The sequence below is a fragment of the Pseudomonas sp. NBRC 111127 genome, from assembly GCF_001320345.1.
GTDB lineage: Bacteria > Pseudomonadota > Gammaproteobacteria > Pseudomonadales > Pseudomonadaceae > Aquipseudomonas > Aquipseudomonas juntendi.
In genome coordinates this window covers 33,554-44,536 of the sequence record NZ_BCBD01000008.1, presented here as the reverse complement: position 1 = coordinate 44,536, position 10,983 = coordinate 33,554, and the positions used below count along the sequence as shown (strand labels likewise).

Annotated in this window: 13 protein-coding genes; 8 read left to right on the top strand and 5 right to left on the bottom strand. The window is 58.7% G+C overall.

The features are described 5' to 3' along the window. Positions 1-19: 19 nt before the first annotated feature. Positions 20-322: a hypothetical protein gene (locus APH30_RS03095; protein WP_054911668.1), complete on the bottom strand. Its 303-nt coding sequence runs from the start codon at positions 320-322 to the stop codon at positions 20-22. Positions 323-531: 209 nt separating this feature from the next. Then, on the bottom strand, positions 532-1,068 hold the full coding sequence (locus APH30_RS03090; protein WP_016488094.1) for a chalcone isomerase family protein: 537 nt from the start codon (positions 1,066-1,068) through the stop codon (positions 532-534). Between the two features lie 317 nt (positions 1,069-1,385). On the opposite strand from APH30_RS03090, the gene APH30_RS03085 reads away from it, so the two are divergent. The 4 genes from APH30_RS03085 to APH30_RS03070 are packed head-to-tail and all read left to right on the top strand — an operon-like array spanning position 1,386 to position 5,490. Continuing rightward, complete coding sequence (locus tag APH30_RS03085) at positions 1,386-2,285, top strand: TIGR03756 family integrating conjugative element protein (protein ID WP_016488095.1); 900 nt, start codon at positions 1,386-1,388, stop codon at positions 2,283-2,285. After that, on the top strand, positions 2,285-3,640 hold the full coding sequence (locus APH30_RS03080) for an integrating conjugative element protein (RefSeq protein WP_016488096.1): 1,356 nt from the start codon (positions 2,285-2,287) through the stop codon (positions 3,638-3,640). Before APH30_RS03085 ends, APH30_RS03080 begins: the two co-directional genes overlap by 1 nt. Further along, a complete protein-coding gene (locus APH30_RS03075) occupies positions 3,637-3,942 on the top strand; it encodes a hypothetical protein (protein WP_016488097.1) in 306 nt (101 codons plus the stop codon). Before APH30_RS03080 ends, APH30_RS03075 begins: the two co-directional genes overlap by 4 nt. Before the next feature lie 9 nt (positions 3,943-3,951). After that, the gene (locus tag APH30_RS03070; RefSeq protein WP_016488098.1) at positions 3,952-5,490 is read left to right on the top strand and encodes a conjugal transfer protein TraG N-terminal domain-containing protein; all 1,539 of its coding nucleotides are present in this window, start codon (positions 3,952-3,954) and stop codon (positions 5,488-5,490) included. Between the two features lie 4 nt (positions 5,491-5,494). On the opposite strand, the gene APH30_RS03065 is transcribed toward APH30_RS03070, so the two are convergent. Continuing rightward, positions 5,495-5,854: a hypothetical protein gene (locus APH30_RS03065; protein ID WP_016488099.1), complete on the bottom strand. Its 360-nt coding sequence runs from the start codon at positions 5,852-5,854 to the stop codon at positions 5,495-5,497. Between the two features lie 438 nt (positions 5,855-6,292). Here APH30_RS03065 and APH30_RS03060 point away from each other — a divergent pair, with 438 nt between their 5' ends. The 3 genes from APH30_RS03060 (at position 6,293) to APH30_RS03055 (ending at position 8,243) form a co-directional block, all read left to right on the top strand. Then, a complete protein-coding gene (locus tag APH30_RS03060) occupies positions 6,293-6,595 on the top strand; it encodes a DUF3085 domain-containing protein (protein ID WP_200867647.1) in 303 nt (100 codons plus the stop codon). Between the two features lie 115 nt (positions 6,596-6,710). Then, positions 6,711-7,220 (top strand): hypothetical protein, encoded by a 510-nt coding sequence (locus APH30_RS28590; protein WP_139139547.1) that lies wholly within the window; start codon positions 6,711-6,713, stop codon positions 7,218-7,220. A gap of 84 nt (positions 7,221-7,304) precedes the next feature. After that, positions 7,305-8,243, top strand: coding sequence for an ArdC family protein (locus APH30_RS03055; RefSeq protein ID WP_016488101.1), 939 nt, complete (start codon positions 7,305-7,307; stop codon positions 8,241-8,243). An 86-nt stretch (positions 8,244-8,329) separates the two neighbouring features. Here APH30_RS03055 and APH30_RS03050 read toward each other — a convergent pair whose 3' ends face one another. Beyond that, complete coding sequence (locus APH30_RS03050; RefSeq protein ID WP_016488102.1) at positions 8,330-8,659, bottom strand: histone-like nucleoid-structuring protein, MvaT/MvaU family; 330 nt, start codon at positions 8,657-8,659, stop codon at positions 8,330-8,332. A 127-nt stretch (positions 8,660-8,786) separates the two neighbouring features. Beyond that, positions 8,787-8,981, bottom strand: a complete 195-nt coding sequence (locus APH30_RS03045) for a hypothetical protein (protein ID WP_016488103.1) — start codon at positions 8,979-8,981, stop codon at positions 8,787-8,789. A 222-nt stretch (positions 8,982-9,203) separates the two neighbouring features. Between APH30_RS03045 and mobH the strand changes: the two genes are divergently transcribed. Further along, on the top strand, positions 9,204-10,922 hold the full coding sequence (mobH, locus tag APH30_RS03040; RefSeq protein WP_016488104.1) for a MobH family relaxase: 1,719 nt from the start codon (positions 9,204-9,206) through the stop codon (positions 10,920-10,922). Positions 10,923-10,983: the final 61 nt, after the last annotated feature.

Genomic DNA, 10,983 nt, shown 5'->3' with positions numbered 1-10,983 from the left:
GCGGGGCGAACAAAGGCATTCAGCCTTGTTTTGATAGAGGGCTGTCTCCGGTGGAAGCATGTTCGAGGGATATCCGTCTGGCACGCCCAACGCCCCATGCCAACGCCCGCGTCATCGATTCGCCGGGTCGCGAGTCAAAAGCCTCCTCATGTACCGCCATGCCCTGTGGCGCGTATACGCCAATGAACATTTGCGTACTGCCGGTACGCGACAATCGCACCTGGACGTCGATAAAGGTTCCGCCGTCAAGGGTCTCGTCATGAGTGCGATGATGGAGCGTTTGATCCGCCCAATCCCAAAACACATCACCGCGAATTCTCATGTCGCCTCCTATAACTTTAGTTTTATACGGAGCGTGTAATGCCACGATAGCGAACGCCCCCCATTTCGCAACCGCCTATACCGGCCCTGAAAGGTACCGTCTGACAAGAGGTCAACGCCAGCTGCCATTTTCGAAATAAATCGCTAATCAACTGGTCATAATGCAACCCTTTGATTGTCCCCCATCGCGCCTTCGCATGTTCGGATTCGTTAATCGCCCAGCAACGCGCGCCGCAACTTTGGAAAGCGTGTTCTGCCATCTAGCCAGATGGAGAAGAACGCTCGGGCGAAGTCAGGGTCAAGCACCTCTCGGCTCAGTTGATCATTCACATAGAAACGACAACCGCGCCCAGGCAGGTACACCCCTATCAGCCGCTGTCCCGCCCGAACATCGCCAAACGCCCTGCGCATCTCAAAGCTCCATTTCGCCAATTGCTCTTCCTCAAGCTTGTCGCCGCCCAATCGGCGGAATTCGTCCTGAAGCATCTCGACAAGCGTGGCTCTGCTGACATCACGCAGGAACGTGACCTCCAGGGCCAAAGCGGTGTCTAGCGTCGGCTTAGGATGGCGGCTCCACAGACGAGCCTCATAGATAGTAAGGCCAAACCAGCGAAACTCGCCTGCCCCAATGGAGCGTGCTCCTGGGATATCATCAAATAGATCGGCGTCAGCCCCTGGCGCAGCAAGCAACAGCACGAGTGTCACCACCCGCAGGTTTCTAGACCAGTGTTCCAGGTGCGTGCCCATAGCAACCACGTCTTCTCCCCTTTCAGTAGTAAAGCTTATCCCTAAAACAGCTTGCCTTCGTTGCCCATGCCCCGAGGTTCGGACGTTACGCTGGCTTGAGAACCTGCAAAAACGATGCTTCGGCTCTCATTTAGTTGGTCCACCGCGTGAGTCAGACCTCAGACACTCAACCACGCCGTCGTCGTTACATCGATTAGGTGCTGGGTATAGCTATGAAAGACTCATTAGACAGATCGGTCTCTCTAGGTCGGCACTCCGGAGCACATCGCAGCAGCAGGCGCGGAAATGCCAAGCGGATATTTGCCGCATCTCTCACGATGTTCCTCACCGAACAATGCTTGGCACTGACCACCCCCGCCATCATTGCCTCGGTCGCGTCGCTGCAGTGTCTGGAGTACAGAATCGTCGGGATCTGCTATTGGCTACTGTGTACGCCGTTCGGCTGCACAGTGCGAACCTCACCCAAGGTCCGGCACTTCATTCCCGAGTTGGTGGTGTCGAGCTATTCCAACACCGGCAGTAACCCCTGGGGCGAGATGTCTGCCCTTTCGGTACCGACGCCCCTGTCGCAAGGCGGGGGCAACCTGATCACGCCCTCGTCGCAACGCGACAACCTGCCCCGTTTCAAGAATGTCGACGGCATCGGGCATCCCGGCGGCGCTGCCCTGACGGCCCTGGCCCAGAGTTTCGGCTTCGGCTATGCGTGTCCGAGCGGGGCGGTGCCGCTTGCGCCCTACTACCTGAGCACGCTCGATCCGCTGGCCTGGCGCCACGCCATCCCCGAGTCCGTTTACCCGCAGGCGCTGACTCCGGGCATGCGCGAGATCGGTAGCCAGGCCTTCGGCAACATGTGGGGTAGCGTCTACCCGCGGCAGGGATTCCTGGTACAACCCGATGACTTCAAGGCCGCCGCGGTGATGGCGCAGCGCGCCAGCGACTTCATCACCCGCGTTGGCCAGCCGCACGTCTACCTACCGTTGCAGCCGATGCCAGCGCCCGGATATTGGCCGCCGCAGCCGGTGATGGAGAACAACATCAACAACCACCGCTGGCAGTTGCTCACTCCGATGGTGCAGAGCACCTGCGCCATCTTCCCGAGCGCCACCCTCCAGAGTGCCGAGGGCGCCTACGCCTGGTCGCTGTGGCGCCCGTACAGGTGCTGCCAACGCATGGGACAGACCTTTCTGTTCAGCATCGACTTTGATGGAGGGCAGTGATGAACACCCTCTCGTTCGGGTTGGTATGTCTTTTCGTGTGCGCCGCTGGCCACGCCGCCGAGAGTGGCTACCACCTGGGCGACCAGGCACAGGTATTGGACGATCGGGTGATGTACACCATCGGTGGCGGATCGGCGGTGGGCGCGCCCTCCTCGCTCTACCGCCCCAGCGGACTCGGCGTAGGCCTGTCCTGGCGCGCGAACATGATGTGCGGAAACATGAACCTCTCCAACACCCTGCAGAACCAGCTCAATGGTGCCACGCAGGGTTTCCAACAAATCATGGGCAACGTCATCCAGAACGCCACCCAGGCGGTGATGTCGCTGCCGGCAATGATCATCCAGCGCGCCAATCCCGGGCTGTATGAGCTGCTGAGCAACGGCGTGCTCCAGGGGCGCATCGACTTCGACCGCTCCAAGCTCACCTGCCAGGCGATGGCGGCGAAGATGGCTGACAAGGTGGATCAGGCCGGTTGGGGAGCACTGGCACAGAACCAGGAAATGCAGCACAACCTGGAGCAGTCCGACGGTGATGCCGTGACCGCGGTGAAGGACACCGAATCCAACAACGGCAACAACGGTGTCAGCTGGGTCGGCGGGCAAAAGGCCGGCGGCTATGGCCAGGCGCCGATCCGAGTGACCTCGGACGTGGTCAAGGCGGGTTACAACCTACTGCACAACCGTTCGGTCGAGGACACCTCGGCCGTCGGCTCAAATTGTCAGAACGGCGCAATCTGCCAGGCCTGGGGGAGCCCCGACGAGGCCGCTGAGTGGGCCACACGTGTGCTCGGTGAGACCGAAGTGGAGACCTGTGATGACTGCGAGACGCTGCGCGTCAGCGCGGGTGCAGGTCTCACGCCATTGATCCAGGAAACCTACACCCAGCACCTTGAAGGCTTGCAGCGCATGTTGTCGGGCGCAGAGGAGCCCACGCCGGAGAACCTGGGCAAAGTCTCCAGCCCGTTGCTGCAGGTCTCCCGTGGGGTCATCGAGGGCCTGCGCGATGATCCCGACCAGAACCTGTTGGCCCGACGCCTGGCCAGCGAGACCGCGCTGTCGAGCGTGATCTACAAGGCGATGCTGCTGCAACGCACGCTGCTCGCCGGCAGCCACGAACCCAATGTGGCGTCGGCACAACCCGCTACCACTGCCCTCAACAGCAATGTCGAAACACTGGAGCGCGAGATCCGCTTGCTGCAAACCGAGTTGCAGGTGCGCCAAGCCCTGGCCACCAACACCGCCAGCCTGGTCCTTGATCGCCACGCCGGCGGCGCCGATGCCTCGCGCAGCATCGACCAGCGCGATCCGCAGCCAGACCGCCTACATCATGCGGAGCAAGGAAGGAGCACGCCATGATGCCGCGTTCTGTGAGGAGCACGGTTGCCCGAGTGCTGCTGATCTTCGGCTCAATGATCGTTACGTTGCTGGTTGCCTGGATGGCGCTGCAACTGAACGGCCCCCAAGTCGATTGGTTCGAGGATGCGCGGGGGAATACGCCCTACTTCGCCTACTGGCGAGCTCTGCTATACAGCCTGATCTTCGCCGGCTGGACCACAGCATTGCGCTCGCGGCCGTTACCTAAAGACCAGCAACGGCTCATGCGCTTGGGGCTGGTCGGCTTTGGCTCGATCGTCCTGGTCGAACTGTCACGAGTGTGAGGTGCAGTCATGAACATGAGCACCAACAGCTACCTCGAGTACTACCTGTCGCTGCTGGCGTGGATCATCAACAACGGGATCTGGAACACGCTGGCGGACACCGGACTCTTTGCCGCGCCGTTTGGCGCGATCATCTTGCAGGAATGGTTGTCGGCCCGCCAACAGGGCGCCGACGAGGGCAACAAGGGCTTGCTGTCGATCCCCCGCGTCGAGAACCGCCTGTGGATGAGCTACGTCGTCATCCTGTTTGGCTGCATGCCGTTTTTCCCGTTGAACCTCTCCTCCGTGACCTTCGACGATGCGGCGAGCCAGCGCTGTGGGGTGTCGATGGCCAAGCCCACAGACACGGCCTGGGGCATGACCTTCAACACCATTGGCGAAAAATCCGCCAACGTGCCGGTGTGGTGGTACCTGGTGCATGCCATGAGCAAAGGCATCACCGCTGCAGCGACTGCGTCCATCCCCTGCGCACCCGACATCCGCGCGATGCGCATGGAGATCGACAGCTCACGGATCAACGATCAAGTGCTGCTACAGGAAGTCGCCGATTTCACCCGCGACTGCTATGGCTATTCGCGCTCGCGGCTGTTTACTAACCGCCCCGAGCTGGACGAATCGCAGAGCTACGATGCGTCCTGGATTGGCTCGACTTACCTACTCGACACGCCGGGCTATTACGACACGGATCGCTCGCGCACGCCCCGGGTTGATTGGCCATATGACGAGACGCGAGACACCTCCCTGCCCCGGTTGGACAACGGTGCGGGCTACCCAACCTGCAAGCAGTGGTGGAGCGATGCCACGGTCGGCTTGCGCGACCGCCTGGTCGCCGAGGTCGATCCAAACCTGCTCACGCAATTGCGCGGTTGGCTGACCGGACACAGCTCCACCGAAATCGAAAACGCTACCCTGCGTGAACTGGTGAGCCCGCGCCAGCAGTCATTGAGCATGGCGCCTGGCCAGGTGTTCCAGGACTATGGCAGCAGTGCCCGAGGTGGATCGTTGACACAGGGGCTCAACAACCTGGCCACCAACACCGGCCTGGCCTTGGGCTCGTTCAGCAATTTCCCGGCGATGAATGCGCTGCGTGCGGCACTGCCAATGGTGCAGGCCTTCCTGATCATGGGCACGATCATCAGCCTGCCGCTGGTGCTGCTGATCAGCACCTATCAGCTCAAAGCGCTGATGACGATTACCTTCGCGCTGTTCACCCTACACATGCTGACGTTTTGGTGGGAGCTGGCCCGCTGGATCGACTCGAGCATGCTCGACACGCTGTATCACCAGGTCTCTGTCACGGACCAGGCGCTTTTAACATTACCAACGGCAGGGTTCATGGATGGGACGGTCACCGCACAGGTGATCGAGTACGTGATGGGGGCGATGTTTTTGGTGCTCCCGATGTTCTTTCTGGGAACCATGAGTTGGGCGGGGTACAACGTTGGCAGCAACGTCCAGAGCCTTCTTACTCAAGGTGCAGAGAGTGCCAAACTCCAAGCTGGGAAGGGAACATCACAAGTTGTTGGAAGCGTACAAAAGCTCAAGTAATCAGTTAACGAAGTGATCCGTGTTCGTCGTACATTTCTGGATACTTGAAACGATGCTGAGGATGGCTAACCTCGAATACATCGGGCTCATCATCACTCGCTTCAATAGGCTGCGCGGCAAACGCCCATAGGGCTACCATTCCGACCGCCAGGAAGAATGCAACTGATGCAACAGCAAGCAAAAGAATCACCTTAACAATCTGCATACCGAGCCGGCGATACCCAAACGGCACGCTCGCCAACATCGGTGAATGCAGCACGCTGGCTTCTAGCTGATTCACCAATCGACCCGCGCGAGTTGCGGCACGAATCAAATACTTGCCGAAAGAAGTCCGGTTGGAGTTTGAAGACGCTGGAGTCGCCATTTTCCTATCTCCATTTACTTCACCGCACGTGCGGTCAAACCGCTTTAAACAATTTGGATCCAAGCCTTAGCTTACTCCTCTCACGCAGTTTTCCATGACCGTTGATCACTTGGTTTACGCTGCTGATCACCAGTGGCACCGCATGGATTGACGCAGTACGCCCCCCTGAAAATCTTCATTGACGCAATGCCGGCCCGCTTGATACACCGGACATGCAAGCGCTGGAATTCCAGCACCCCAGGTGGCCTCAACCTTCAAGGCCACGTCACTCCCGTGACGGTTGTCCCAAGGGCGATTAGCGTTCGGTGGCTCGCCCGGTTACCGCTCCCGCGGTGATGAGCGCTCTTTTACATCGGCCTCACTGAGCCCTGCTCCGTTGAAGCTCCTTTTCCATTTCCGTGCTGGGAATTCTTCCCGCATGGGTGGCATTCCTCCGCACTGCCTGGAGGGGTCAAAGACCACGGTGTCTACCTCATGTCCGAGTTCGGCGAAAGCAAATCCGACGGAAGTAGCCGCAAACACATTGCCTACGCCATGGGTTGCAACCCTGACGTCGACGACTTTGACGCCTGGTGGAATCGCGCTCGCAGTGAATTCGGTGGCGACGATTTTGCCGAGTACTTCGACCTTGATGATCCCGTTCTGGAAAGCCTACGCGGCACCGACGGGGCATTGGTGATTGAGGCCACATCCACGCACCTGTACATCGCTGCTGAGATTGCCCTGCCCGGGAAATCCTGACTGCTCTGGAGACACATGCGATGTTCCAGGGAAGCACGAATTTGTGCCTCTCTGGGACATCGCTCCTTTCAATCTCCACGCCAACAACAGCGAGCGATTCATCTGAAGTTTTGGGATGGAAAAACTTCGCTGGAAGCGGCTGGAAACTCGACCTGCAAGGCAGGCTGGATTAGGCGTTGACCCCACGAGCAAGCGCGTTTTAATGCCTGGACACGCCAAGTTTTCAGTGAGCGCGGTGGCGATGGAACTTACCCGGGATGCTCCTGGAGGCCATCGCTGGATCAGCTCCCGGGAGGCACCAGTGTCCAGGAATAACCGCTCCTTACCTGCCATTGTCCTGAGCCCAGGGGTATGGCAATTCATCGCCGAGGTTGGTACGGCTACTGACACAGTTGAGCAATCAGGACAGCGCTTGCAGACCGTATTGGGCATCGCTCTGGCTTCGGTAGATCACCACTTGCGCCAATCGCTCGACTTGCTACTCGATCAAGCTTCCCAGAGTGAATCACGCTCCTCGGCGTCAGTCACTCAGTTTCAGGTAACTCACATCACGCCAGAAACCGGCCCTGTTTTTCTTCATATCAGGTTGCCACATGAGATCGGTGTGGACATCTCATCGGCCTGAACGCCCACCCTACCACTGTCCACTTACCCCACCGGGAACCCTTCCCGGCCGGGCAGCGTTCCCCTTCCTTGACTGGAGAACGCCATGTCCGATATCTACCTGGACGTCACCAACAAGATCGTCAACGCTCTGAATCAGGGGGTGATCCCGTGGATCAAACCCTGGACCACTTCAGGCTCAAGTGTTGACGCACCTTTCCCCATTAACGCGATTACCCGGCGCCCCTATGCCGGTATCAACATTCCACTGCTATGGGCCGAAGCGCGTCTGCGCGGGTACCGCCAGGATCGCTGGCTCACCTACAACCAGGCACGGAAAGCCGGTGGGCATGTGCGCAAGGGCGAACAATCGACCCTCGCAGTGCTGTACAAACCCATGAGCAAGGAAGCACACGACGAAGACGGCCAGGTCGTCCGTGATGAGCAAGGTAACGTCAAGATGGTGCAGTTCGCACTGCTACGAACGCATTGCCTGTTCAACATCGAGCAGACCGAGGGACTACCCAACGACGAGCAGTACCACGACGAGGGTAAAGATCCGATGGCATTCATCGATCATGCACCTGCCGAGCGTCTGTTGGCCGCCAGCGGCGCACGCATCGAACACCGCTACGGGGATGACGCGTTTTATCTACCGATCCGGGATCTCATTCAATTGCCCACCAAGGCCCAGTTCGTGGACGTCGGCAGCTACTACGCGACCGCGCTGCATGAGCTGACGCACTGGTCGGGTCACCACGCCCGCCTCAACCGGGAAGGCATCACAGGCGGACACGCATTCGGCTCTGCGGCGTACGCCTTCGAGGAGTTGGTCGCGGAGATGGGCGCAGCGTTTCTCTGCGCCCTCACCGGCACCCAGGGCGAGTTACGCCATGAGGAGTACCTGGCGTCCTGGTTGAAGATCCTCAAGGAGGATAAGCGAGCCATCTTCCGCGCCAGTGGGCTGGCCCGTGAGGCTTCCGAGTACCTGTTGGCGCTGCAGTTGGATCAGGCCAGCGAGACGACCGAACGGCTCACGGCGTGACTTTTCACTTCAAATAGAAAGGCCCCAACCGGGGCCTTTGTTTTGCCTGCAACGCCGACCATCGGCCGCTGCAATTGAGCAAGCGATTACTGCAGCCAGCTCTCGACGACATCCGAGCCGTGCTCCTGCTTCCACTGCTTGAGGATCTTGTGATTGCCGCCCTTGGTTTCGACGATCTCGCCGCTGTGCGGGTGCTTGTAGCGTTTGACCTCACGCGGCTTGCGCTGAGCGGCGGTGGAGCTGGAAGTACTCACGCTTGCGCCCTTGGACGGGTCGAGAATGGTGATGACCTGGCGCAGGTTCATGCCGTACTCGATTTCCTGCTTCAGGCCGGAATCGTTTTTCATCGCGTCCAGCTGTTGAAGTTGAGCAGCCAGTTGAGCTTCCAGTGCTTTGAATTCGGCAAGTTTGGACATGTGAAATCTTTCCTAGGGTTGGGGCATGTGCGGCGATATTACCTGAGGCACAACTACTAGCCGAGCGTTAACTGACTCTCCAGCTAACTTTTCATCCCTCAAAATGTGCACATATCCATGTGACTAATCAGTCCGGCAAGAACTGGCAAAGGTGCCCCACTAGTTCACGAGGTGCGGCACTGTTGCCGATCTTGAACAACATATCGCGCTGACTGCGTGGCAGCTGTTTCGCACAGCGCGTGGCGGCCGATCGAATGGCAGCATCGGTACCATGAATCCGGTCAGCCAGTAGCACGATCAAAATGGCATCGCTCAACGTCATCAGGCCACCTTCCTCGAAATAATGCCGGACAGTCTACCTCACAGGAAAAGGACAGGTCATTCCGGTAACACAGGTAACCCGATGCGCCAGGCTTCGAATTTTCGCGTTCGCGAAAAGGCTCAAGGCGTTAAAGGGTAACGGCGGCAATGGTAAGGGGGCACAAGGGTAAGAGGCCTATCCGAAAAGGCAAAAGGACCTTCTGAATACAAAGCAGGTAACCCGATGAAGCGCTGGTGGTTCAAGCATGAAAAAGGCAATGCTGCGGAGCCCATACTCGCTCCAGCGCCCGAGGGATTTCTCCTCCCACTACTCGCCGAATCCCTGCTCTGTGCCGACCACCGGAAAAAGTTGCTGCAGCGCATCTGGCAATACACGGCGCTCTCCGAGCCGCAGTTCAATCAGCTCTACCTTGACCCGATCCACCGCTACGCCAGCTATGTACAGCAACTCCCCGCCAGCGAAAGCCACCACCATGCCTATCCGGGCGGCATGCTGGACCATGGACTGGAACTGGTGGCCTGCAGTTTGAAGCTGCGCCAGTCGTACCTGCTACCCAGCGGCGCCGCACCGGAAGACCAGGCCGCCCAGGCCGACGCCTGGAGCGCGGCGATTGCCTACGGCGCCCTGCTTCACGACATTGGTAAGATTGCCGTCGACCTGCAGGTCGAGTATGAAAATGGTGAGGTGTGGCACCCCTGGCACGGTCCTCTGACCCTGCCCTACCGCTTTCGCTACGTAGCCGGCCGCGATTACAAGCTTCACGGCGCCGCCACCGGGCTGCTGTACACACAAGTTTTGACATCCCGTCAGCTTGACTGGCTCAGCAACTATCCAATCCTGTGGGGACACCTACTGTTCCTGCTGGCCAATCACTACGAGCACGCCGGCACCCTCGGGGAACTGGTGCTACAAGCTGACCGGGTCTCCACCGCGCAGAACATCGGCGCCAATCCCACCAAAGCCCTGCAGGCACCCAAACATTCGTTGCAGCATCACCTACTCACAGGCCTGCGTCACCTGGCCAAAAAAGAGTTCAAATTCAACCAGCCCGGCGCGGCTGGCTGGCTTACCCAAGACCATCTGTGGCTGGTCAGCAAGACCGCCACCGACAAACTGCGCGCTTACCTGCTCGCCCAGGCAGTGGATGGCATCCCCTCCTCCAACATTGCCTTGTTCGATGAGCTGCAGTCGCATGGACTGGTGGATGTGACACCAGAGGGCAAAGCGGTGTGGAGCGCCACCGTTTCAGAGGATGACTGGCAACATCGCTTTACCTTTCTTCGCCTGCAGCCGAGCCTGATCTGGGCCAATGAGCCGAGGCCAGATTACTTTAGCGGCACGGTAGAGCCGATGATGGATGGCCCACTACCGACCAGCGAAACCAACGAGTCGGCCCCGGATCAGCCGCCTGCAACACCAGAAGCAAAACAAGCCGGCGCCGTGCTGCAGAATCAGGAATTCGACTACCTCGACGACCTTATGGACATGTTGCAAGTGCAGGGCGAACGCGAGAGTGGATCAGCTGTTGAGATGGCTCAATCTGCCACTCCTCCACCACAGTATTCCGTGGGGCAGGCCTTTATCGAGTGGCTGCGCGAGGGAGTTAACAGTCATCGCTTAGTGATCAACGACAGTAAGGCCAAGGTCCATACGGTGGACGGTACTTTCTTCCTGGTCACACCGGGCATTTTCCAGCGCTATGCTGCCGAGCAACCGGAGCAGTCTGATGGAAGCAACCAGATCGAGCATTGGCGGCGCGTTCAGCGTCAATTTGAGAAACTGGGCATTCATCGGAAAAGGTCTAATGGGCAAAACATTTGGGCTTGCACTGTGAGAGGTCCTCGCAAAACGAACATTCTGAATGGATACTTACTGAACAGCTCAACAGATATTTTCGCTGCCCTGCCTGCGGATAATTCACATCTCGTACTGGTCAAGTAACTCCAACCTGCATCTAGCCACTTAAACAGATCCAAAATTATGGATTCTCGATGGAATCGTC

Coding starts and splice junctions, on each gene's coding strand:
- APH30_RS03095 (WP_054911668.1), bottom strand. CDS start 322: ATGAGAATTCGCGGTGATGTGTTTTGGGATTGGGCGGATCAAACGCTC.
- APH30_RS03090 (WP_016488094.1), bottom strand. CDS start 1,068: ATGGGCACGCACCTGGAACACTGGTCTAGAAACCTGCGGGTGGTGACA.
- APH30_RS03085 (WP_016488095.1), top strand. CDS start 1,386: ATGTTCCTCACCGAACAATGCTTGGCACTGACCACCCCCGCCATCATT.
- APH30_RS03080 (WP_016488096.1), top strand. CDS start 2,285: ATGAACACCCTCTCGTTCGGGTTGGTATGTCTTTTCGTGTGCGCCGCT.
- APH30_RS03075 (WP_016488097.1), top strand. CDS start 3,637: ATGATGCCGCGTTCTGTGAGGAGCACGGTTGCCCGAGTGCTGCTGATC.
- APH30_RS03070 (WP_016488098.1), top strand. CDS start 3,952: ATGAACATGAGCACCAACAGCTACCTCGAGTACTACCTGTCGCTGCTG.
- APH30_RS03065 (WP_016488099.1), bottom strand. CDS start 5,854: ATGGCGACTCCAGCGTCTTCAAACTCCAACCGGACTTCTTTCGGCAAG.
- APH30_RS28590 (WP_139139547.1), top strand. CDS start 6,711: ATGGAAAAACTTCGCTGGAAGCGGCTGGAAACTCGACCTGCAAGGCAG.
- APH30_RS03055 (WP_016488101.1), top strand. CDS start 7,305: ATGTCCGATATCTACCTGGACGTCACCAACAAGATCGTCAACGCTCTG.
- APH30_RS03050 (WP_016488102.1), bottom strand. CDS start 8,659: ATGTCCAAACTTGCCGAATTCAAAGCACTGGAAGCTCAACTGGCTGCT.
- APH30_RS03045 (WP_016488103.1), bottom strand. CDS start 8,981: ATGACGTTGAGCGATGCCATTTTGATCGTGCTACTGGCTGACCGGATT.
- mobH (WP_016488104.1), top strand. CDS start 9,204: ATGAAGCGCTGGTGGTTCAAGCATGAAAAAGGCAATGCTGCGGAGCCC.